Consider the following 20091-nt stretch of genomic DNA (forward strand, 5'->3'; position numbering starts at 1 on the left):
CCGGCCCCGACGAGCCAGGGGCTCGCGGGGCCGGCGCCGCGACGGCTGGGCGCGGCCGTCACGGGCGCCCGGTGCACTTGTCGGCCTCGTACGCGACGGTGACCTTCGTGCCCCGGCTGATCATCGTGCCGGCGGCCGGGGAGGTGCCGGTGACCTGGCCGTCCTTCGGCGCGCCCGCCTTCTCGGTGCACACGGCCTCGACGTCGGTGATCCCGACGGCGCGCAGCTGCTGGGCGGCGTCCTGCGGGGTCCCGTTCACGGCTGGCACCGCGACGCCCTGCCCGTTGCTCGGACGGATCGTGACGTTCGCGCCCGCCGCGGAGCGCCCGGCGCCCGGATCCTGCTGCACGATGGTCCCGGCCGACTCGGCGCCGTCGACGGGGTCGCCGACCGTGACCGAGAAGCCCGCGCCCTCGAGCGTCCGCCGGGCGTCGTCGACCGACATCCCGATGACGCTCGGGAGGGTGACGAAGCTGCGCTTGGTCAGCGTGGTATCCGGCTCGGGGAAGGCGTCGCCGCCGTACCTGGCGTTCGCGGCGCGCTGCATCACCGGCCAGATGGCGTTGCGGATGCGGGAGAGGACCCAGCCGCTCTCGTAGTAGTTGTTGAGCTTCTTCTTGCCCATGACGTTTCCGACCCACACGACCGTGGCGACCTTCGTGGACGCGCCGTCCATCCAGGTGTGCTCGTACTCGTGGATACCGGTCTTGCCGAAGATGGGGGTGCGGTCGTAGGTCTTCGCGCCCACACCGGTGCCGTCCATGACGCCCTGGAGCGTGTAGGCCGCGGTGGCCGCGACGGCCTCGCTCATGACCCGCTCGCACTTGGTGTCGGGGATGGGCTGGTCGACGCCGTCCGCGTCGAGCACCCGGTCGATCGCCTTCGGGGCGCAGAGGATGCCCTTGCCCGCGATGGCGGCGTACGCGGCAGCCATGTCGATCGGCGCGACGGCCTGGTCGCCCAGGACGTTGTAGGCGAAGTTCGTCTGGTCCAGCGGCCCGCCGTCACCGAGCATGACACCCATCTTCATGGCGGTCCGGTTCGTGCTGCACACCGTGATCTTCTCCGCCATGGCCAGGAAGCCGGAGTTGAGGGAGTCCTTCGTGAAGTTGTAGACCGTGCCGTTGTAGCCGTTGCTCTTCTCGAAGTTCCCGACGTGACCCGCCTGCTCGGAGTTGTCCGCCTGGACGGTCTGCGTCTGCCCGTCGCAGGTCTGCACCTTCTTGGCGCCGACGCGACCGTTCACCATCTCGTTGACCGAGTGGCCCTGCTCGAGCCAGTTGATGAGGCTGAACACCTTGTACGTCGAACCGGCGGAGTGGCCGCCGCCGCCGTTCTTCTCCCGCACGTTGTAGTTGACGGCGGTCGTGGTGACGCCGTCGCCGCCGGAGGCGTCGTAGGGGCGGTTCTGCACCATCGACAGGACGCGGCCCGTGCCGACTTCGAGCTGGATGCCGGAGGCCCCGAGGTCCATGTACCCGACGCTGCCGGGGACCACGCCGATGGCCTCGCGGGCCGTCGCCTGCAGTTCGTAGTCGAGGGTGGTGTAGATCCTGAGCCCGCCGCGGCGGAGGGCGGCCGCGCGGTCCTCCGGGGTGGGGCCGAAGGCCTCATCGTTCTTGATGACAGAGGTCACGTAGTCGCAGAAGAACTCGGCGCCGGTGGCGGTCGTGCAGCCTTGCGTGCGCTGGGTGATGTTCGGTTCGATGGGCAGCGCCTTGGCCGCGTCGTGCTCCTCCTGCGTGATCTTGCCGTCTTCGAGCATGCGGGAGAGCACGTAGTTGCGGCGGTCGAGGGTCAGCTTGTAGCCGTCCTCCGCGCTGTTGATCGGGTTGCCGGCGCTGTCGTTGGTCGACCCGGCGGGCCGGTCGATGCGATAGGTGTTCGGCTCCTGCACCATGCCGGCGATCGTCGCCGCCTGTGCGATGGTGAGCTGGTCGGGGGTCGTGCCGAAATAGTGCTGTGCCGCGGCGCCGATGCCGTACACGACGCCGCCGAAGTGCGCGATGTTGAGATACCCGATGAGGATCTCGTCCTTCGAGTACTCCTTCTCGAGCTGGATGGCGTAGCGCATCTCCTGCAGCTTGCGCTGGTACCCCTCGGCGCCTTCGGCGACCGTGGTCTGGAGGTAGCAGTTCTGCACTTCCTCCTGGTTCTTCGCGCTCAGCTCGCAGTTCTGCTGCAGGACGTTCTTGACGTACTGCTGCGTGATCGAGGATCCGCCGCGCTGGTTGCCGCCGACGGCGTTGTTGACGACCGCGCTCAGCGTGCCGACCAGGTCGACGCCGCCGTGGGCGTAGAAGTTCTTGTCCTCACTGGAGAGCATCGCGTCGTACATGACCGGCGCGACCTTGTCGAAGGTCGCGGGGATGCGGTTCTGGTCGTAGAACTCCGCGATGCGGACGTCGCTGCCGTCCTGGCCCTCGGCGTAGATCTGGGTCGGCAGCATGAGCTTGTCGATCTCGAGGTAGCTCGGCATGTTGTCGAACACCGTGATCGCGCTGGATGCCGCATAGCCGGAGACGGCGATCGCGGGGGTGACCGTTGCGGTGACGAGGACGCCGGCCACGGCGCTCAGGCCGACGAGACCGAGCAGTCCGCCGAGCACACCGCTGGCCGTCCGTTTCTTCTGGGGCATAGGGTTGATCGTAAGGGAGATACCTGGGGGAAGCCTCGGGGGCTCTCCCGCGTCGCGCCGATTTCCGGGAGTCCGAATGACCACGTGGGAATACATGACCACGCCGCTGCTCATCCACAACACCGCCGCCATCCTCAACAACTGGGGCAAACAGGGCTGGGAGCTGGTGCAGGTGGTCCCGGGTCCCGAGGGCGGGCTCGTCGGGTACTTCAAGCGGCCGTCCGGCGGCCAGGGCGTCGCGAACGCCGGTCTCGGCGCCGCCGCGCAGGCCGCTCAGCAGTTCGGGGACGCGTGATGAGCATCTCCACGCGCCTCGCCGACCTCGGCATCGACCTTCCGCCGGTCGTCCCCCCGGTCGCGGCCTACGTCCCGGCACGGGTGCACGGCGATCTCGTGTACACGTCGGGGCAGCTGCCCATGGTCGCCGGGGCCCTCCCCGCCACCGGCAAGGTCGGTGACGGCCATGGTCTCGTCCCCGCCTCCGACGCGCAGTCCTATGCGCGCCAGAGCGCACTGAACGCCGTCGCGGCCGCAGCTGCCGTGGTCGGCGGCGTCGACCGCCTGACCGGTGTCGTGAAGGTGACCGGGTTCGTGGCATCCGTTCCCGAGTTCACCGGCCAGCCGGGCGTCATCAACGGCGCCAGCGAGGTGCTCGGCGAGATCTTCGGCGAGGCCGGCCGTCACGCCCGGTCGGCCGTCGGCGTCCCCGTGCTGCCCTTGGACAGCCCCGTCGAGGTCGAGGTCGTCTTCTCGTACGCCTGACCGGCGAACATGACAGGGCGCCCCGGAGCATCGGCTCCGGGGCGCCCTGTCGTCGTTACGGCGTCGCCCGGCGGTGTCGGAGCGCGGACGCGCCGGCGAGCGAGACGGCGCCGAGCACCAGCAGACCGATCCCGGCGCCGAGTACGGGGGCAGGGCGGCCGCCGGTCGCCGCCAGCCCGTCTCGCTGCACCGTCACGTCGGCGATGAGGGTGACACCGGCATCGGCGAAGTTCAGGATGAGGTGGTGGCGGCCGTTCGTCACTCCGGTCAGGTTGAAGGCGCCGGACATCGTGCCCTTGTTCCACGCCACCGTGCCGATCGCGACCGGGGTCGAGCGCATGTTGCCGATGATGCTGGTCCGGGAGTCCTGCATCTTCTTGACGAAGTTCGTCATGACGTCGAAGGCTTCGTTGCGCTTGTTGGAGAGCGACTGCAGACGCAGCATGTCCATCTGCTGGGCATTGGAGAGCGTGTCGATCTGCTGCTTCAGCAGCTCGGCGAGGGCCGTCGCCTCGCGCGCCTGTGTCTCGGCCGCAGCGGTCAGGAAGGCGTGCGAGACGCCGGCCGTCTTCGTCGCGGAGATCGCCGTGGCGAGCGTGGTGGCCGAGGGCGATGCGAGATACGCACGGACCGCGGTCAGCGCCGTGTTGAGCGGCGCGATCTGCCCGTTGCGCTGCTGCACCGACTGGAGCTGAGCGGCCAGCTGGTCCTCCAGCAGCGAGGAGCGGGAGGTCTGCACCGCGAGGAGTGCCTGCTCGAGGTCGAGGGCGGCGACGTTGATGGAGTTCAGCGACACGCCCGGAAGGAGCGAGACGACGGGCGCGAAGAGGCTCCTGGCCTGCTGTGCCTGCGCCGGCGTGGGCTGCACGACGAGACCGAGGACCTGGCTGGCCTGGTTCGCGACGAAGGAAGGCTGTGTCCCTCCCGCGGCTGCCGCGCCGAGGAGTGAGCCGAGGTGCTGCTCGGAGATGCCGCCGAGCGTGTCCCCGATGTTCGAGGCGCCGCCGAAGAGGCGAGCGTAGATGGCGGCAACCTGCGCCCGCGTCCCGGTTCCGGCCGGGTCCTGGGTCGGGGTCGCGGTCGGGGTCGGCGTCGCGGTCGGTGTCGGCGTCGGCGCGGGTGTGGGCGTCACGGTCGGCGTCGGCGTCGGTGTCGGCGTCGGCGCGGGCGTGGGCGTCACGGTCGGCGTCGGCGTCGGTGTCGGCGCGGCAGTCGGTGTCGGCGCCGGTGCGCCGCCCGTCGACTGCAGCGAGAACGTGCGCTGGACGAGGACGGGACCGTTCGCGCCGCTCGGCAGCGCGAAAGGCGGGTTGGGCTCGGTCTGGCTGCCGGCCAGCACGAGGCCGGACGGCGGCGTGAGCGACACGGCGTAGTCGGCGGACGCGCTCGTGGGCAGCGCACCACTGGTGAACGAGCCGTCGGCGCTCAGCGGGATGTTCTGCACCGGGGTTCCGCCGCTGGTGATGACGAGCGCGGCACCGCGGAGATCGGCGAGCGACTGTCCGTCGGCGGTCGCGGTGATCCGGCCCGAGAGCGAGCCGTGCGTCCCCTGGAAAGTGACGTCGACTGTTCGGCCGCTTCCGAGGAGGAACTCCGTCCGCACGTCCGGGACGCCGAGGTCGCCGGCGGCTCCGGGCCAGGTGGCGTCGACGACGTGAGACGTCTCCTCCCCTTCCACGACCACCGAGACGGTGCCGTCGGCGGCGGTGACGCCGCTTGCGAGGACCGGGGCGTCGCTGTAGGGGGCGCGGACGCTGATCTGCACACCGGCGAGCGCGGCGGCATCCGTCCCGTCGTCGATGCGAACGGACACGGTGACGGGGTGACTGGTCGGGACGATCGCCTGGGCGGGCAGCGGGACGGCCAGGACGGTCAGTCCGGTGACGGTCGCCATCGCGCCCAGGAGGCGGATCCGGGCGGCGAGAGCGGGCAGACGGACGTGCGCGCTGCGCGCACGCGGGCTTCGGGGGAGGCGGGGCATCGGTGCCTTTCGGGGGAAACGGGTCCCTCAAAGTATGGACGGAGTGCAAACTTGTACACAAGCCAGGGATTGACTGGGTAGGGTGAAACACGGATCCGTCGCAGGGGGTAGGCATGGTCGAGGGCCTTCGAGAACGCAAGAGACGCGCCGCGCGCCGTGCCATGGAGCAGGCGGCGGTCGACATCGCCTACGACGAGGGCGTCGGCGCCGTCACGGTCGATCGGGTGTGCGCGGCGGCGCTCGTCTCGCGCAGCACGTTCTTCAACTACTTCTCCTCGCTCGAGCAGGCCATCTTCGGCGCGGCACTGGAGTACGACCCGCAGCTGACCGACGACATCCTCGGCCGGCATTGCGATGACCTCGTCGTGGCGGCCTCCCGCATCGTGATGGAGTCCGTCCGGGGCGCGGTCGACGACGACCTCACGCGGCGCCGGTTCGCGCTGTTCGCGCGGGAGCCGGGCACCACGAGCGCCGTGTCGTGGGCGAGTCACGAGAGCCGCGAGCGCCTCATCGCGGTCATCGCCGCCTGGCTCGACGCGCATCCCGAGCACGCCCGCCTGGCCGACCCCGATCACACGGCGGAGGCGCGTCTGACCGTCGCGTTCGCGATCGCGCTCGGCGACGAGGTGCAGCGGGACGCCCGTGAGGTCGACGGGGAAGTGCGCATCGACCTCGAGACGTTCCGCACCGCGCGGCGCCGGATGGCGGCGATCAGCGCCGCGGCGGAGTGATCGCCGCCATCCGGGTCACTTCACCTGCGCGCTGATGACGCTCATGACCGCCGTATCGGCGAGGGTCGTCGTGTCGCCGACCTCACGGCCCTCCGCGACGTCGCGCAGCAGCCGGCGCATGATCTTCCCGGAGCGGGTCTTCGGCAGCTCGCCGACGATGTAGACATCCCGCGGGCGGGCGATCGGGCCGATCATCTCGCCGACCCACGCGCGGAGGGTTCCCGCGAGGCCCTCGGGGGAGTGCTCGTGGAGGTAGCTCTCCTTGATGATGACGAAGGCGACGACGGCCTGCCCGGTGGTCTCGTCCGATGCGCCGACGACGGCGGCCTCGGCCACGGCGTCGTTGCCGACGAGGGCCGACTCGATCTCCGTCGTGGAGAGGCGGTGGCCGGAGACGTTCATGACGTCGTCGACGCGGCCGAGGAACCAGACGTCGCCGTCGTCGTCGAGGCGGGCTCCGTCGCCGGCGAAGTAGAAGCCCTGCTTCTCGAACTTCTCCCAGTACGTCTCCTTGAAGCGCTCCGGGTCGCCCCAGATGCCGCGCAGCATGCTGGGCCACGGCTCCTTGATCACGAGCAGGCCGCCGTTGCCGTTGCCCACGTGGACGCCGTCGTCATCCACCACGTCGACGGAGATGCCGGGGAGCGGAACCTGCGCGCTGCCGGGCTTCGTCTCGGTCACGCCCGGAAGGGCGGAGACCATCATGGCCCCGGTCTCGGTCTGCCACCAGGTGTCGATGATGGGCGCGGTCTTTCCGCCGATGATCTTGCGGTACCACATCCACGCTTCCGGGTTGATGGGCTCGCCCACCGACCCGAGGAGCCGCAGCGACGACAGGTCGAACTGCTTCGGGATGGCGCGGCCGAGCTTCATGAAGGAGCGGATGGCGGTGGGCGCCGTATAGAGGATCGTGACGCCGTACTTCTCGATGATCTCCCACCAGCGGCCCGGATGCGGGGTGTCCGGCGTCCCCTCGTAGAGCACCTGCGTCGCGCCGTTGGCGAGCGGACCGTACGTCACGTAGGTGTGGCCGGTGACCCACCCGATGTCCGCCGTGCACCAGAAGACGTCCGTCTCCGGGTGGATGTCGTGCGCGACGCGGTTCGTGAAGGCCGCCTGCGTGAGGTAGCCGCCCGAGGTGTGCAGGATGCCCTTCGGCTTCCCGGTGGTCCCGGACGTGTAGAGGATGAACAGCGGGTTCTCCGCCGGGAACGGCTGCGCCTCGTGGTCGGCGGAGGCCTGCGGCACGACGTCGTGCCACCACAGGTCGCGGTCCTCGCGCCACGGCACCTCGTTCCCGGTGCGCTTGACGACGAGCACGTGCTCCACGCTCTCCTGCGGGCCCGAGCCGTTGCGGTCCGCGAGCGCCATGTCCACGGCGGGCTTCAACGGCGACACCCGCCCCTTGCGGTAGCCGCCGTCGGCGGTGATGACGATCTTCGCGCCGGCGTCGTCGATGCGGGAGCGCAGGCTGTCGGCGGAGAACCCGCCGAAGATGACCGAGTGGATCGCGCCGATCCGCGCGGAGGCGAGCATCGCGGCGATGGCTTCGGGGATCATCGGCATGTAGATGGCGATCCGGTCGCCGGGCTCGACGCCCAGGCCGAGGAGGACGTTCGCGAGGCGCTTGACCTCCTCGGTGAGCTCGGCGTACGTGACGGCGCGGGAGTCGCCGTCCGGCTCGCCCTCCCAGAGGAGTGCGACGCGGTCGCCGTTGCCGGCCTCGACGTGCCGGTCGAGGCAGTTGTACGCGACGTTCAGCTCGCCGTCGGCGAACCACTGCGCGAACGGCGGGTTGGACCAGTCGAGAACCTGCGTGAACGGCGTGTGCCAGTGCAGTGCGCGGGCCTGCTCCGCCCAGAAGCCCTCCCGGTCGGCGCGGGCCTGGTCGTACAGCTCCGCGGTCGCGTTCGCCTGCGCGGCGAACTCCTCGGGCGGGGAGAACCGGCGGGTCTCATTCAGCAGGTGATCGATCTGGCTGCTCATCTGGCGCGCTCCTTTGCGACGGGCCCGCGGCGGTGCGGGAGGCGGCACGGGTGCCGCGACGATTCCGGACAATCTAAACGGCGGTGCAGATCGCTCACTACCGCCGATAGTGGGTGGCGCGACGGCCGCGGAATTCCCGGGCGGGAGAGATATATCGGTTCCCGGCGGCGGTGCGGATTTGTCCTCCCAGGTTCGTTCCGTAAGATCGGGTCGGCCGAACATTGATTCTGGCGATGCAGCGTCCCGATACCCCCATAACGGGCGCGTGCATGTGGCGGCATCCCATTCCCCCCAATGGGATGCCGCCCTCTCTCTTTCTGCGGCGATGCTCCGCGCTCCCGGCGGTGCACCGCGCTTCCTCCCCAGGCGCCCTCGACGGGGGACCTGCCCCCGATGAGCCTGCGGAGCACACGCGGCGGATGCCGTCGACCTAGCGTCGGGGCATGCCCGTGCCGTTCGTCGTCCGCCCGCGCGTGAGTGCGCCCACGCCCGCGCACGAGGAGGGCGCGGCCGCGCGCGCGGGCCGGAGCGCGGGGGTGGTGACGGTCGACGAGCGGCGGCGCGTGCCGGATCATCCCGTGCTGGAGCCGCTGCTGCCGTACCTGACCGATCCGGCCGTGACGGACGTCTTCATCAACGGCTCCGACGGTCTCTTCGTCGACCGCGGTGCGGGCGCCGAGCGGGTCGCGGGATGGCGTGCCGCGGACGCCGAGGTCCGTGCGCTCGCCGTCTCGCTCATCGGGATCGGCGGCCGGCATCTCGACGACGCGTCACCCTGCGTCGACGTGCGCTGGGAGCACGGCGCCCGCGTGCACGCCGTCCTGCCGCCCGTGTCGTGCGTCGGCACGGCGATCTCGATCCGGCTCCCCGCGACCGGCACCCCGCGCTTGGACGATCTCGGACGGGCCGGGATGTTCGACGCCACGGTCGGCGCGCGCCTCGAAGGACTCGTCGCCGGCCGTGCCAACATCCTCGTCACCGGCGCCACGGGAGCGGGGAAGACGACCCTGCTCGCCTGCCTCCTCGGGCTCGTGCCGCACCGCGAACGGATCGTGACGATCGAGGACGTCGCGGAACTCCGGATCGCGCATCCGCATCACGTGCGCCTGGAGGCGCGGCAGGCGAACCTGGAAGGGGCGGGTGGCGTGCCGCTCAGCCGCCTCGTGCGCGAGGCGCTGCGGATGCGGCCCGATCGCCTCGTCGTGGGCGAATGCCGCGGGGAAGAGGTGCGTGAACTGCTGACCGCCCTCAATACGGGGCATGACGGCGGTGCGGGGACGGTCCATGCCGGCGCGCTCCACGACGTGCCGGCGCGCCTGGAGGCGCTGGGCTCCCTCGCCGGGATGGACGACCACGCCGTCGCCCGCCAGGTGGTCAGCGCGATCGGCGCCATCGTCCACGTCGAACGCGGAGCGGACGGCATCCGCCGTGTGACCGGAATCGCCCGCCCCGTCGCCCCCGGCGGGCGCCTGGAGATCGTGGTGGCCGATCCATGAGGGCGGCGCCGGGACGTCGCGGGCGGGCCGATGCCGGGGGTGAGGGCGCCGCGGCCGTCGCCGAGACGCTGCACCGCCTGGCCGTGCTGCTGCAGGCCGGCGTGGCGCCGGGGCGGGCCTGGCGGCACCTCGCCGACTCGGGCGACGTCGACGCGCGACGCGTCTGCGACGCCGCCGATCGTGGGGCGGCTCTCGCGGATGCCGTCGCCGGATTGGGCGGTGCGTGGCGGCAGGCCGCCATCGCATGGCGCGTGGCGCTGACCGTCGGGGCGCCCCTCGCGCAGAGCCTCCGCGGCCTGGCCGACGCGCTCCGCGAGGCGCAGGAATCCCGCGACGACGTCGCCGTCGCGCTCGCCGAGCCGGCCGCGACCGCGCGGCTGATCGCGTGGCTTCCGCTGGTCGCCGTCGCGCTCGCGCTGCTGCTGGGATTCGATGTCGTCGCCACGGTGACCAACCCGATCGGCATCGCGTGCCTCGTCGCCGGGGTGGCGCTCATGGTAGGCGCGCACCGCTGGTCGGCGCGTCTGGTCGCCCGTGCGCAGCCGGACCCGTCGATCGCGGGCCTGGACGCGGAAGTCGTCGCCATCGCGCTGTCCGGCGGGGTCTCCATCGAACGCGCACTCCAGGTCGTCGAGGAGGCGGGCGGCGGCGCGCCGACCCCCGGCACGGCCGACGTCCTGGTGCTCTCGCAGAGCGCCGGCGCGCCCGCGGTCGAGCTTCTCCGCGCGGCCGCGGCGTCCGAGCGTCATCGCATCCGCACGGACGGCCGCCTGCGCGCCGCCCGGCTGGGGAGCAGGCTCCTGCTGCCCCTCGGCGTCTGCACCCTTCCGGCATTCCTCCTGCTCGGTGTCGCGCCGATGCTCCTCTCCGTCCTGACCGCGACGCCGCTGACCCTCTAGACCGTGCCCACCCCATCCCAACGCACCGCGAGAACGCACAGAGAAGGAGCCCCACCATGACCCGCAAGACCCGCACCCACGAGACCCCGCTCCGCCACGCCTTCGGCCGCCGTGCGCTCCGCCGGGGAGCCGCGGAGCGCTCCGCACCCTCCGCGCCGCCCCTGCCGCACCTCACGTCGCGCCGCGCCGCGGCGCTGTACGGCGACGAGACCGGCGCCGCGACGGCGGAGTACGCCATCGCGACGATGGCGACTGTTGACGTATTAGGGCAGACTTAGCGCATGACTCCGAAGAAGCCCGCACCCCGCGCAGCGATCTACGCGCGGCAGTCCGTCGCCGAGCCCGAGGGAATCAAGCGACAGATCGCGGCCTGCAGGGCGCTCGCCGAGTCGCGAGAGTACGACGTCGTCGCGGAGTACGTCGACGACAATGTCAGCGGCTACAAGGCCCGCGGCGAGGGGACCGGCTTCGCCCGCCTTCTCGACGACGCGCGCGCCGGCCGCTTCGACGTCCTGATCGTTCGGAAGCTCGACCGCCTCGGCCGGTCCCTGTCAGCCCTCGAGGCGCTCACGGCGGCGCGCGTGAACACGGTCACGACGGACGGCGCCCTGGATCTCGCGTCGCCGTCGGGCCGCCTCGTCGCGAACGTGCTCACGTCCGTCTCGCGCGCCGAGTCCGAGATCAAGGCCGAGCGCCGCGTCTTCGCGAACGCCGACCGGCGACTCAGCGGCATCCCGACGTCGGGCCGCGTCCCCTATGGCTATCGCTGGGTTCCGACGGCAGAGCGCGACGGAGACGGACACGCGTACGTCTACGACGGCGGGCGGGCGGGCGACGTGCTCGCGATCTACGACGCCTTCCTGGCCGGCGTGCCGCTCGGCTCGATCGCGCGTGACCTCAACGCCGCCGGCAAGCGGACGATCGGCACGAAGCGGCATCCAGAGGGCGTGCCGTTCACGCCGACGACGCTTCGGCGCATCCTCATGTCCCCGTACTACGCGGGCCTTCTACCGCTCCCCTCGCAGGACGGCGAGCAGCGGCCGTACGATCAGCGCGAGATCTCGCGTGAGACGTGCGTGCCGGGCCGCTGGGAGCCGATCGTGAGCGTCGAGACGTGGGAAGAGGCGAAGGCCCGTCTGGAGCATCCTGAGCGCAAGACGTCGCCGGGGCCCTCGCGGAAGTGGCTTCTGAGCGGGCTCGCCGTCTGCGGCACGGAGGGATGCGGCAAGCCGATCCGAGCGGGCGGCGGCGAGGCCGGCATCCACTCCTACCGATGCGCGAGCATGGCGCACTTCATGCGGCGCGGCGTCCCCCTCGACGACTTCGTCGAGCGCGTCGTGATCGCCCGTCTCTCGCGACCGGATGCCGTCGACCTCCTGGACGACCGCGAGCGGCACGACGTTGACGAGCTACGCGCGGAGCGGCGGCGCCTCGAGACGGCCGTGCGGCAGGCAGGCGACGACGAGATGGACGGCCTGATCGACCGGGCCGAGCGAGTGCGCCTCACTCGTCGCGCGAACGCCCGGATCGCCGAGCTCGACGAGAAGCTGCGCGCCGGCGTCGACACGACGGCCCTCGCCGAGGTTGTCACGAGCGACGACGTCGCGGCAGCGTGGCACGGGCTCACGCTCGGCAAGCGGCGCGCGATCCTCGAGGCGCTAGCGACTGTCGTCGTCTTCTCCGTCGGGCAGGGCAACCGGCGACGCATGAGCGACGAGGCGCTAGCGCGGACCGTCCGCTTCGACTGGCACTAGCCGCCGCGGATCGCCGGCCCGTCGAAGCTCGGCGGCATGACGACGTCGTCGTGCGCTTCGCGCCGGCCGCACGACGGGCACATGGTAGCGCCCGGCTCGTCGCGCATCACGACGCCGCACGTCGGGCAGCGCGGTTGCGCGCCTAGCTCGTTGTCGAAGCTCACGCGCCGAGCCTATAACTCTCTCGGGTACGCCCTAATAGCGACAGCGGGCACCGTTGCTATCTCGGCGCACCCCGGCGTTTAGTAATCCGGTCCCCGCAGGGCGTTTAGTAGGACTGGCGACGAGCGCGGGTTAGTCACGTCACGGCCCCGCCTTATGGGTTGTGCGCACGAAAGATAGGCGGCTAGGTGAGCGAGTCGTCTTGATCGACGATCTGGACGAACTCTTCGCCGATACGTCTGTCCCGATTGTCTCGATCCGGCGACACGTCGATAATTCCCCGTCTTTCCGCGGTTCTTGAACACTTCGTCCCGATCGTCTCGATTGTCCCGATCGTCTCTCCCGGACGGGCCCCCCTTATAGGGGCCCGGGATCGAGACGGGACGCTCAGACGCGCACCACTAAACCGACTCGAGAGACGGGATAAGGGGATACGAGCTCCGCAGCGCGAGGCGCCAAACGTGAGCACTTCTCACCCATTGGCCGAGAACGTCTCACCTAATGCCTAATCACAAGTAGATAACACTCGCAGAATGCGCAACCTATGACTGGAGTTTGCCGCCCGACGTGTATAGGTTGTACCTAGGAGTTGTCAGCCCCTACCCCCGAGAACCGATCTCGAAGGGACAGTGGGAATGACTGACAACACGGCCGGCGGAATCGTCGCCACTCGACGCGAAGACGTCGCTGCGAGCATCGCCCGTTCGGCGCCGCCGCTCACGGATGCGGCCCGCGCCCGTCTCACCCTCCTGCTCAAGCCGGCGGCGTCACGATGACCGGCGAACCCTTCGACCGCGCAGCGTCGGGACGGGCCGCGATCGAACGTCGCTGGGCCCCGTATCGCGCGCAGCGCATTGCGCAGGGCCTCGCGCCGACGAAGCAGGCCGAGCGTGGCGCGAAGCCCGATCGGTTCGACGATCCCGAAGTCGAGGCCTATTGGATGGATCGAGCCGGCGAGATGGGGCTCTACCCCGCGACCGCCGGCCGCACGCAGAAGCGCCGCATCGCTCACCGTCTCGCCGAGGCCGAGACGAAGGCGATCATCGAGGCCGCAGGCAGCACGAAGACGAGCGACCTTCCGACGGACGATGACACCCTGATCGCCTATCACGAGCAGGAGATCGCCCGCCTCACCGCGCAGCGCTCCGCCGAACTCAACCGAGCCGCCGAGCACGCCCGCCTCATCACGGAGCACGAGACGGCCCTGGTCGAGGTCATGCGCCGCGAGGCCCGCGCGTGAACCTCGACGGAGTCGAACTCGTCGCGGGGAGCCGCGAGAGCATCTACGCCGACGTCGCTCGGCTCGGCGAACTCGTCAAGCACGACGCCGCGGAGATCCCGACGGCCGCGCGCGAGATGGGCGCGAGCGTGCCTCTCAACCTCTACACGAAGGCGCAGGCGCTCGAGTTCCTCTTCGACTCCGCCCCGCGCCTCACGCCGGACGAGCGGAAGTCCCTCGAGAAGAAGGCCGCGAAGGCCTACGGCAAGGGCAGGAAGGTCCCTCGCCGCCGCTATCTCGTCGACTGGGATGCCGCGCACGAGCGCGCCGAGGTCGAGGCGGAGAAGGCGACGCAGCGGAAGCGCCGGATCGCGAAGCGCGAGCTCGACGAGGAAGAGGGCAGCCAACGCCCCATGATCGCCGACGGCCTTCTGGACTACGCCGCGCTCGCCGCCCGTCCGCCGCTTCGCCCGCTGATCGAGGGCGTGCTCAACGTCGATACCGTCGCCATGCTCTACGCGCCGCCGGCGACGTTCAAGACGTTCCTGGCGCTCTGGTGGGCCGCGTGCATCGCGCTCGGCCGTCCGTGGGCCGGCAGGGCCGTCGAACAGGGGTCCGTGCTCTACGTCGCCGCCGAGGGCGTCGCAGGCATCCAGAAGCGCGTCGCGGCCCTCGCGTGGCTTCTGAACCGCGGGAAGCCGATCGCGGATCTCTTCATCTACCCCGCGCCCGTGAACCTCACGAGTGACGGGGAGGTCGACGAGATCGTCGCCCTCGTCGCCGATCGCGGCTTCCGCTTCGTGATCTTCGACACGCTCGTCAAGGTCGCGGGCGGCGCCGAAGAGAACGACAACACGGCCATGACGCGAGTCACGAATGCCGCCGAACGGATCAAGCGCGCCGGCGACGGCGAGACGACGGTCGCCCTCGTACATCACGCCGGAAAATCCGGCGACTATCGCGGCGCGAGCGCGCTCGAAGGCAACGTCGACACGATGCTCAAGCTCGAAGGCGAGGCGGGGATGCTCACCCTCTCGGCCGTGAAGCAGAAGGACGGCGAGGGCGGCGAGATCATCCGTCTCCGCGCGAAGCGCGTCCCCGAGCATGAAACGCTCGTCCTCGAGCCGATCGGCCCCGGCGAAGGGCAGCCGAGCGGGATGCAGGCCGCCCGGATCGAAGAGGCCCTCGCGCACTTCTCCCGTGCCTACGCGACGACAGGCGTCACCCGCTCCGAGTACGTGCGGAACCTCGTCGAGTGGGGCGTCGCGGGCGGCCCGAGCACGGCGCAGACGTACATCGGCGATCTCATTTCGTCTGGCCGGCTCGTGGGCAGCGTCCGCGGCCGGAGTACCTACCTCGAACTCGCGCCCGAGCGCGCAACGTTCGCGATCGACCCCGACACCAAAAAGTAACGAAAGGATAACGACCGAAATGCGCAGCTTCTTCGCAGCAGGACAGACGATCAACCTCCCCGACGCAGGACGCACCCCGCCGAAGGTCGAGGCGGCGATCGCCGGACTCGTCCAGATCGACGCCGACCTCGCCGCCGGCGCGATTCGCCTCGACGAGGCGGAGGCCGCCCACAACAACGCGGTCGCCTCCGAGGATCACCGGCGGGCGGCGTCCTACGCCGCGACGGGCGACTACGCCGACGGCGATTCTCCGGTCGACCGTCTCAAGGCCGAAGCCAAGCAGGCGCGCGCCGACTACAACGCGCTCCGCGCCGCCCGCGATATGCGCGCTCGGATTCTCTTCGACGCTGTGAACGTGGAGTCCGAGGCGTGGGCGCAGGCGTCGCGAGCATCCGGGAAGAAGCTCATCCTCAAGCTCACGACCGCCCTCCGGTCGCTCGAAGCGGTCGCGAAGGGGTTGCAGGAAGACACCGGAGTACTGAACATGCTCCAGGGCCTCGAAGACGGGCGCGGTCGCTACTCGCTCGCCTGGGAGCGCGGCTCGCATATCTTCTCGATCGACGCCGCCCTCGAGGGCGTGCGAGCGACCATCGCCGAGGCATCCGCCGAGCTCGCCGCACGCGCGAAGACGACCGGCGTCCCCGCTTCCGTCGAACCGCAGCCCGAGCACGATCAGCCGCACGACGAGTTCGGCCCGAAGGTCCGCACGGCCGAGGGCGGCGAGTGGACAGCGCCCGAGGCGGAGGCGTCGCCGGCCGTGCGCGTCAAGGTGTCGCGCCGCGATCTCGCCGACCTCGACGACTCGGACGACGAAGACGACGACCTCGATCACCTGATCTTCGACGACGAGGACGAAGACGACGAGGACGAGTCGTGAGCGGCGAAGGGCTCGAATACGCCCGTCGTGTCATCGGGGCGCGTTCGGCGACGGTGGCAGACGAGATCATCGTGACGGAGTTGCGCCTCGCCGCGCTTCGCGAAGAGTACGACAACCTCGGCCTCGCGTTTGACTACCTGAACCCCCCAAAGGCCACCTCGTGAACGGCGATCGAATCGACCGGGACTTCGGCGACGTCGATACCAAGACGATGCGCGAGCCCGCCGCGCTGCTCGACGAGATCACGGAGCAGGCCCTGGAAGCCCTCGAGCGGGGCCAGGAGACGACGGCGCCCCTGCTCGCGATCCTGATCGAGGTTGGGCGGCTTCGGATGCGCCTCGCCGAACAGGCGGTCCCCCGACGCGAGGACTGGCCGAGCGACGTCGTGCACGTCGCCGTCTGCGCGCGGCGGATGCGTCGCCTCGCCGAACGGGAGGCGCGCTCGTGAACACGAACCCGAAGGCCTGGCCGCCGTTCTACTGTTCCGGGTGCCGCGACGTCGAGATCCCGGCCGGCCACGATCACGGCATCCTCCCGAGCGGCGGCATCCTCTGCCAGGAATGCTTCGCCGCATACGGGGGCGACGTGCAGATCCTCGCCCCGAACCGCGCCGCAGCCGTCGCCGCGCTGACGGCTCGCGGCCAAATGACCCCCGCAACACCTATCGAAGGAGCACGATCGAAATGACCACGCGAGAAGCACTCGAAGCCCGCAAGGAAGCCCTGGAGGCAGAGCTCGCACGCCGTGAGGCGTCGCGCAGCACGAGCGAGCGACAGGCCGCCTACGTGACCGGCCGCGGTCGCACGGACGAGCCCGACGACAACCGCGACGACGATCGCGAGCCGGCGTGGGGCGACGACGGAGAACGGAACGAGCGCGGCTCGTCGGCATCCCGGAGACAAGCCGCACGAATCACGCGCGGCGCATCCCGTCGGGGTGACTCGTGAACGCCGTCGTCGAGGCGGAACCGACCGCCGCGGACCTTCTAGCCGCGCTCGAGCGACTGGAGGCGGCACTCGTGAGCCTCCACGGGTCGCTCGTCCTGGCGACGGAGTGTGCGGCGTGAGCGTCCTCGACCCGCGCTCGCCGGTCGACGATCTCCGGCGCATGTACGAAGAGATCCGGGAGATAGGCCGTCGCCTCGACCTTCTCGAGTCCCCGTCCGGCACTCAGGCCTTCCGAACGGTCGCGAAGCTCGAGACGGCCATCGACGCGGCCGTCTTGCCGGTGATGGTGCGCAACTACGAACAGCCGGCGGCAATCCTGCCGACGGCGAGCGACTTCGCGATCGCGAACACTGTCGTACCTGACGGGTACAGTCGCGCGATCGTACAGGCGACGGCAGTCGCTTCGCTCCGCTCCAACGCCGCCGCCGGCGTGACCGGGGGGCTGATCGTCGCGTGCACGATCACGTCGTCCAGCGCATACACCACATGGAACGACGTCGCCGGGCAGCAGTACGGCTTCGCCGCCGCCCCGAACACGGCTATCCTCACGGGGCTCGTGGCCGGAGCGACGATCTCGGTCCGCGCCCGCGTCTCGTTCCCTCAGGCGTTCACGCTCGGCCGCGCGAGCGTCGACGGCTCGATCCTCTTCCTCCGATGACCGTTCACGCCGCGACTATCGACTACTCGCCCGATACGGGCTCGCTCGTGGCGTGCACATGCGGGCTCGTCCTCGGCCCCTTCCACGAGTACGGGGAGGCGCGGAAGGCCGCGGCGGAGCATCGTCGCTGGACGGGCGCCGAGGTCATCGCGAGCGAGGATCGGCGTCGCGACGTTCGCAGGCAACAGAACACGAAGTCAGCGGCAGCGCGGAGGGCGCGCGCGAGAGCGAAGGGGCATCCAGACAGTGAGCGATGACGAGACGACGAGCGACGCCTTCGGCGATGCGTGGGAATACCTCGAAGAGCACTCCGACGAGATCCCGCCGTGCGACTACGGCGCGGGCATCCTCCGAGACGATGACGCCGGCCCGTGCGACCGCGAGAGGGCGTCCTGGACGGCGACTAGCAGTCCGTGCGGGTGCGTGAGCTTCTTGTGCGTCGCACACGCCGCCTACTGGACGCGACTCGGCGAACCGCTTCCGCCCACGCTCTGGGATCGCCTTAGGCGGCGCACGAAGAAGCGCTGGGCTGCGCTCGAGTGCGCGACGTGCGGCGGTCGCACGATCTCGCCGACGTTCCGCCTGATCGCGTAGCGCGGCGTCGCTGGTCAGTCCTCGTCGAAGTCGTCAGCGTCTGCTAGGGGCGGCAGGGGCGGCTCCGGCATCACGAAGTCCCACTGCAGCGCGAGCAACTCTTTGCGCAGCGCGCGCGTCGCCTCGGCGTCTCCCAGAAGGGACGGGTGACAGATGACGACGAGAAAGCCGTCCAGGCTCGAGAGCGTCGACACGCCGGTGACGTTCAGCCGCGATGCGTGCGGCCCGCCGGCCGACGGCGTGCGGAAGACGATGGGGTCCTTCGGGCTCGGCACGACTGTCGCGTTGTGGGTGTAATGGCTCGCGAAGAGCACGTCCGTGCCGCCGTCTTCGGACCAAATCTCAGTGATGATCTCGTACATGCGCTCAGGCTAGGGGCGCTTCCGGACAATGGCGCAGAGGCGAGGCCGCCTAATGCGAGCCGAGACGCTTCACGCGCTCCCGGATCTCCGTCGGCAACTCGTCGATGAGCGCCTGCGACGTGCGAGTGTCAACCCAGAAGAAGCCATCGTCGGACACGACGGGCAGGACACCGCCGCCGAGACTCAGCAGGGACGAGTTGAGCTCCGCCGTGACGGAGCGGTCGTCGACGACGTCGACCGTCGCCTCGATCTTCGTCGGAGCGTCCGTGCCGAAGATCTTCGCTTCGCGTTCCTGGTAGCGCAGCAGCCGGAGCTCGGCGTCGGCGGAGGCCTTCACATCGCCGGCAGCGCGGGCGGCCCTGATGTCGCCGATCGCGAGCCGGATGAGTTCGTCGATCTCGCCCTCCTGCCGCGCCCGTCGCTCGTCGACCCCGACGCGCAGCGTTCCCCGGATCTGTTCGAAGTAGGCGCCGGCGCGCGCCTGGAGCGTCGCGATGCCGAGCAGATAGCCGAGGCCGCCCTCTTCGATCGGGAGCGCGGAGCGATCGCGCATCTGTCGCCAGGACAGCCGTTCGACGCGACGGTCGTAGGCCCACTCTTCTTCGATCGCCACTTTCGCGGCGACGACTTCGCGGTCGGTATTCCTCGGCACTGGGCACCCCTAAGTTGCGGCCTTTCGGGGGGCTCTCTCATCGTAGCGCCGCGGCCGCCCAGCTCGTCACCTGGGCGCCGCGATGGGGGGCGAGCGCGAGCTCTTCGGCCTCGGCTCCTAATCCGCTTTATTTCCTCAACAGTGGCCGCCGTCGCGTTCGCCGGCCTCCTTGTGATCATCATGCGCAGCGATGAGGTGCGCGGCATCCTGACCGACCTCGTCCGCCGCGCGCTCACGGTCGCATGATCACGCGCAGCGACGAGCGCGGGTCGGTGACGGCGGAGTTCGCCGTCGTCGTCCCCGCCGTCGTGCTGGTGATGCTGCTCTGCGCCGCGACTCTCACGGGGGCGGCCCGGCAGGTGCGTCTCGAGCAGGCCGTCGCGCAGGCGGCCCGGCTGGCGGCGCGCGGCGAGGACGGCGCCCGCGTCCGGGCCGCGGCGGCCGCGCTCGGCGGGACGGTCAGCGTCCGGGACGACGGTGACCTCGTCTGCGCGACAGCCACCGCGCCGCCCGCGGTCGCACTCCCGCTGCCTCCGCTGCGCGCCTCCTCCTGCGCCCTGAGCGGCGGACGATGAGCGGCGGACGATGAGCGGCGGACCATGAGCGGACTGAGCCTCGCCGTCGGCGCTCTCGCCGTCACCGCGACCCTCGCCGTCGGCTACACGGGCGTCGGTGTGGCCGCGAGCCGCAGCATCCGTGCGGCCGCTGCAGCGGACGCCTCCGCGCTCGCCGCCGCCGACGCGGCATCCGGCGCCGCCGTCGGGGTGCCGTGCGACCGGGCGGCCGAGATCGCCGCGCGGCACGGGGCCTCGGTCGCGGTCTGCGCGGTGGACGGGCTCATCGCGACGGTGGAGGTGACGGTGCCCGTCGGGGTGTTCACGGCGCGCGGCCGGGCCCGCGCGGGGCCGCCGCCGTGACGCCCGCGCGGCCCCCGCCGCGCCTGCCGCGCGGCACCCGCCGT

27 protein-coding genes are annotated in these 20091 nt (G+C 70.7%); 21 read left to right on the forward strand and 6 right to left on the reverse strand.

The features are described 5' to 3' along the window. Window positions 1–58: 58 nt before the first annotated feature. Window positions 59–2638, reverse strand: a complete 2580-nt coding sequence (locus MSA03_RS12945) for a transglycosylase domain-containing protein (RefSeq protein ID WP_147051317.1) — start codon at window positions 2636–2638, stop codon at window positions 59–61. Between the two features lie 76 nt (window positions 2639–2714). On the opposite strand from MSA03_RS12945, the gene sp36 reads away from it, so the two are divergent. Then, entirely contained in the window at window positions 2715–2933 is a 219-nt protein-coding gene (sp36, locus tag MSA03_RS12950; RefSeq protein ID WP_028494940.1) for a Sp36 family protein, read from the forward strand. Further along, window positions 2933–3400, forward strand: a complete 468-nt coding sequence (locus MSA03_RS12955; protein ID WP_147051318.1) for a RidA family protein — start codon at window positions 2933–2935, stop codon at window positions 3398–3400. The genes sp36 and MSA03_RS12955 overlap by 1 nt, the downstream gene beginning before the upstream one ends. Window positions 3401–3455: 55 nt before the next feature. Here the strand turns inward: MSA03_RS12955 and MSA03_RS14495 are convergent, their stop codons facing one another. After that, complete coding sequence (locus MSA03_RS14495; protein ID WP_218028823.1) at window positions 3456–5381, reverse strand: hypothetical protein; 1926 nt, start codon at window positions 5379–5381, stop codon at window positions 3456–3458. A 113-nt stretch (window positions 5382–5494) separates the two neighbouring features. Between MSA03_RS14495 and MSA03_RS12965 the strand changes: the two genes are divergently transcribed. After that, complete coding sequence (locus MSA03_RS12965; protein WP_147051319.1) at window positions 5495–6112, forward strand: TetR family transcriptional regulator; 618 nt, start codon at window positions 5495–5497, stop codon at window positions 6110–6112. A gap of 15 nt (window positions 6113–6127) precedes the next feature. Here the strand turns inward: MSA03_RS12965 and acs are convergent, their stop codons facing one another. Then, on the reverse strand, window positions 6128–8098 hold the full coding sequence (gene acs / locus MSA03_RS12970) for an acetate--CoA ligase (RefSeq protein WP_147051320.1): 1971 nt from the start codon (window positions 8096–8098) through the stop codon (window positions 6128–6130). 443 nt (window positions 8099–8541) lie between these two features. Here acs and MSA03_RS12975 point away from each other — a divergent pair, with 443 nt between their 5' ends. From MSA03_RS12975 to MSA03_RS12990, 4 genes are read left to right on the forward strand one after another with little or no spacing between them, the layout of a single operon-like run. Next, complete coding sequence (locus tag MSA03_RS12975) at window positions 8542–9594, forward strand: TadA family conjugal transfer-associated ATPase (protein WP_147051321.1); 1053 nt, start codon at window positions 8542–8544, stop codon at window positions 9592–9594. Further along, window positions 9591–10493, forward strand: a complete 903-nt coding sequence (locus MSA03_RS12980; RefSeq protein WP_147051322.1) for a type II secretion system F family protein — start codon at window positions 9591–9593, stop codon at window positions 10491–10493. The genes MSA03_RS12975 and MSA03_RS12980 overlap by 4 nt, the downstream gene beginning before the upstream one ends. 56 nt (window positions 10494–10549) lie before the next feature. Beyond that, window positions 10550–10771 carry a hypothetical protein gene (locus MSA03_RS14580; protein WP_147051323.1) on the forward strand — a complete coding sequence of 74 codons (222 nt, stop codon included), beginning with the start codon at window positions 10550–10552 and terminating at the stop codon, window positions 10769–10771. Between the two features lie 3 nt (window positions 10772–10774). After that, entirely contained in the window at window positions 10775–12247 is a 1473-nt protein-coding gene (locus tag MSA03_RS12990) for a recombinase family protein (RefSeq protein WP_147051324.1), read from the forward strand. On the opposite strand, the gene MSA03_RS14385 is transcribed toward MSA03_RS12990, so the two are convergent. After that, window positions 12244–12411 (reverse strand): hypothetical protein, encoded by a 168-nt coding sequence (locus tag MSA03_RS14385; RefSeq protein ID WP_170245508.1) that lies wholly within the window; start codon window positions 12409–12411, stop codon window positions 12244–12246. The genes MSA03_RS12990 and MSA03_RS14385 overlap by 4 nt on opposite strands. Before the next feature lie 633 nt (window positions 12412–13044). Between MSA03_RS14385 and MSA03_RS14390 the strand changes: the two genes are divergently transcribed. From MSA03_RS14390 to MSA03_RS13030, 11 genes are all read left to right on the forward strand, one after another. Beyond that, the gene (locus tag MSA03_RS14390; protein ID WP_170245509.1) at window positions 13045–13185 is read left to right on the forward strand and encodes a hypothetical protein; all 141 of its coding nucleotides are present in this window, start codon (window positions 13045–13047) and stop codon (window positions 13183–13185) included. Next, window positions 13182–13649 (forward strand): hypothetical protein, encoded by a 468-nt coding sequence (locus MSA03_RS12995; protein ID WP_147051325.1) that lies wholly within the window; start codon window positions 13182–13184, stop codon window positions 13647–13649. Before MSA03_RS14390 ends, MSA03_RS12995 begins: the two co-directional genes overlap by 4 nt. Beyond that, the gene (locus tag MSA03_RS13000) at window positions 13646–15040 is read left to right on the forward strand and encodes an AAA family ATPase (protein WP_147051326.1); all 1395 of its coding nucleotides are present in this window, start codon (window positions 13646–13648) and stop codon (window positions 15038–15040) included. The genes MSA03_RS12995 and MSA03_RS13000 overlap by 4 nt, the downstream gene beginning before the upstream one ends. Window positions 15041–15059: 19 nt before the next feature. Further along, window positions 15060–15917: a hypothetical protein gene (locus MSA03_RS13005; RefSeq protein WP_147051327.1), complete on the forward strand. Its 858-nt coding sequence runs from the start codon at window positions 15060–15062 to the stop codon at window positions 15915–15917. After that, complete coding sequence (locus MSA03_RS14395) at window positions 15914–16081, forward strand: hypothetical protein (protein WP_170245511.1); 168 nt, start codon at window positions 15914–15916, stop codon at window positions 16079–16081. Before MSA03_RS13005 ends, MSA03_RS14395 begins: the two co-directional genes overlap by 4 nt. Further along, entirely contained in the window at window positions 16078–16365 is a 288-nt protein-coding gene (locus MSA03_RS13010; protein ID WP_147051328.1) for a hypothetical protein, read from the forward strand. The genes MSA03_RS14395 and MSA03_RS13010 overlap by 4 nt, the downstream gene beginning before the upstream one ends. Further along, window positions 16362–16604 (forward strand): hypothetical protein, encoded by a 243-nt coding sequence (locus MSA03_RS13015; RefSeq protein WP_147051329.1) that lies wholly within the window; start codon window positions 16362–16364, stop codon window positions 16602–16604. The genes MSA03_RS13010 and MSA03_RS13015 overlap by 4 nt, the downstream gene beginning before the upstream one ends. After that, on the forward strand, window positions 16601–16864 hold the full coding sequence (locus MSA03_RS13020; protein WP_147051330.1) for a hypothetical protein: 264 nt from the start codon (window positions 16601–16603) through the stop codon (window positions 16862–16864). The genes MSA03_RS13015 and MSA03_RS13020 overlap by 4 nt, the downstream gene beginning before the upstream one ends. Then, window positions 16861–16983 carry a hypothetical protein gene (locus MSA03_RS14640; RefSeq protein WP_261798694.1) on the forward strand — a complete coding sequence of 41 codons (123 nt, stop codon included), beginning with the start codon at window positions 16861–16863 and terminating at the stop codon, window positions 16981–16983. Before MSA03_RS13020 ends, MSA03_RS14640 begins: the two co-directional genes overlap by 4 nt. Next, a complete protein-coding gene (locus MSA03_RS13025; RefSeq protein WP_147051331.1) occupies window positions 16980–17522 on the forward strand; it encodes a hypothetical protein in 543 nt (180 codons plus the stop codon). The genes MSA03_RS14640 and MSA03_RS13025 overlap by 4 nt, the downstream gene beginning before the upstream one ends. Window positions 17523–17768: 246 nt before the next feature. Further along, window positions 17769–18116 (forward strand): hypothetical protein, encoded by a 348-nt coding sequence (locus MSA03_RS13030; RefSeq protein ID WP_147051332.1) that lies wholly within the window; start codon window positions 17769–17771, stop codon window positions 18114–18116. A gap of 14 nt (window positions 18117–18130) precedes the next feature. Here MSA03_RS13030 and MSA03_RS13035 read toward each other — a convergent pair whose 3' ends face one another. Then, window positions 18131–18478, reverse strand: a complete 348-nt coding sequence (locus tag MSA03_RS13035) for a hypothetical protein (protein WP_147051333.1) — start codon at window positions 18476–18478, stop codon at window positions 18131–18133. A 49-nt stretch (window positions 18479–18527) separates the two neighbouring features. Next, window positions 18528–19130 carry a hypothetical protein gene (locus tag MSA03_RS14400; protein ID WP_170245507.1) on the reverse strand — a complete coding sequence of 201 codons (603 nt, stop codon included), beginning with the start codon at window positions 19128–19130 and terminating at the stop codon, window positions 18528–18530. A 39-nt stretch (window positions 19131–19169) separates the two neighbouring features. Here MSA03_RS14400 and MSA03_RS14695 point away from each other — a divergent pair, with 39 nt between their 5' ends. Genes MSA03_RS14695 through MSA03_RS13050 form a run of 3 tightly spaced genes read left to right on the forward strand, consistent with a single transcriptional unit; the run spans window position 19170 to window position 20047 of the window. Beyond that, entirely contained in the window at window positions 19170–19376 is a 207-nt protein-coding gene (locus tag MSA03_RS14695; protein WP_371863108.1) for a DUF4244 domain-containing protein, read from the forward strand. Beyond that, complete coding sequence (locus MSA03_RS13045) at window positions 19373–19705, forward strand: TadE family type IV pilus minor pilin (protein ID WP_147051334.1); 333 nt, start codon at window positions 19373–19375, stop codon at window positions 19703–19705. Before MSA03_RS14695 ends, MSA03_RS13045 begins: the two co-directional genes overlap by 4 nt. A 24-nt stretch (window positions 19706–19729) precedes the next feature. Then, complete coding sequence (locus MSA03_RS13050) at window positions 19730–20047, forward strand: helicase (protein WP_147051335.1); 318 nt, start codon at window positions 19730–19732, stop codon at window positions 20045–20047. The last annotated feature ends 44 nt before the right edge of the window (window positions 20048–20091 follow it).

This window comes from Microbacterium saccharophilum, assembly GCF_007992455.1.
Classification (GTDB): domain Bacteria; phylum Actinomycetota; class Actinomycetes; order Actinomycetales; family Microbacteriaceae; genus Microbacterium; species Microbacterium saccharophilum.

What these genes read in the sequence shown, in the direction of transcription:
- MSA03_RS12945 (WP_147051317.1), bottom strand. Translation starts at nt 2,638, where the DNA reads ATGCCCCAGAAGAAACGGACGGCCAGCGGTGTGCTCGGCGGACTGCTC.
- sp36 (WP_028494940.1), top strand. Translation starts at nt 2,715, where the DNA reads ATGACCACGTGGGAATACATGACCACGCCGCTGCTCATCCACAACACC.
- MSA03_RS12955 (WP_147051318.1), top strand. Translation starts at nt 2,933, where the DNA reads ATGAGCATCTCCACGCGCCTCGCCGACCTCGGCATCGACCTTCCGCCG.
- MSA03_RS14495 (WP_218028823.1), bottom strand. Translation starts at nt 5,381, where the DNA reads ATGCCCCGCCTCCCCCGAAGCCCGCGTGCGCGCAGCGCGCACGTCCGT.
- MSA03_RS12965 (WP_147051319.1), top strand. Translation starts at nt 5,495, where the DNA reads ATGGTCGAGGGCCTTCGAGAACGCAAGAGACGCGCCGCGCGCCGTGCC.
- acs (WP_147051320.1), bottom strand. Translation starts at nt 8,098, where the DNA reads ATGAGCAGCCAGATCGATCACCTGCTGAATGAGACCCGCCGGTTCTCC.
- MSA03_RS12975 (WP_147051321.1), top strand. Translation starts at nt 8,542, where the DNA reads ATGCCCGTGCCGTTCGTCGTCCGCCCGCGCGTGAGTGCGCCCACGCCC.
- MSA03_RS12980 (WP_147051322.1), top strand. Translation starts at nt 9,591, where the DNA reads ATGAGGGCGGCGCCGGGACGTCGCGGGCGGGCCGATGCCGGGGGTGAG.
- MSA03_RS14580 (WP_147051323.1), top strand. Translation starts at nt 10,550, where the DNA reads ATGACCCGCAAGACCCGCACCCACGAGACCCCGCTCCGCCACGCCTTC.
- MSA03_RS12990 (WP_147051324.1), top strand. Translation starts at nt 10,775, where the DNA reads ATGACTCCGAAGAAGCCCGCACCCCGCGCAGCGATCTACGCGCGGCAG.
- MSA03_RS14390 (WP_170245509.1), top strand. Translation starts at nt 13,045, where the DNA reads ATGACTGACAACACGGCCGGCGGAATCGTCGCCACTCGACGCGAAGAC.
- MSA03_RS12995 (WP_147051325.1), top strand. Translation starts at nt 13,182, where the DNA reads ATGACCGGCGAACCCTTCGACCGCGCAGCGTCGGGACGGGCCGCGATC.
- MSA03_RS13005 (WP_147051327.1), top strand. Translation starts at nt 15,060, where the DNA reads ATGCGCAGCTTCTTCGCAGCAGGACAGACGATCAACCTCCCCGACGCA.
- MSA03_RS13020 (WP_147051330.1), top strand. Translation starts at nt 16,601, where the DNA reads ATGACCACGCGAGAAGCACTCGAAGCCCGCAAGGAAGCCCTGGAGGCA.
- MSA03_RS13035 (WP_147051333.1), bottom strand. Translation starts at nt 18,478, where the DNA reads ATGTACGAGATCATCACTGAGATTTGGTCCGAAGACGGCGGCACGGAC.
- MSA03_RS13045 (WP_147051334.1), top strand. Translation starts at nt 19,373, where the DNA reads ATGATCACGCGCAGCGACGAGCGCGGGTCGGTGACGGCGGAGTTCGCC.
- MSA03_RS13050 (WP_147051335.1), top strand. Translation starts at nt 19,730, where the DNA reads ATGAGCGGACTGAGCCTCGCCGTCGGCGCTCTCGCCGTCACCGCGACC.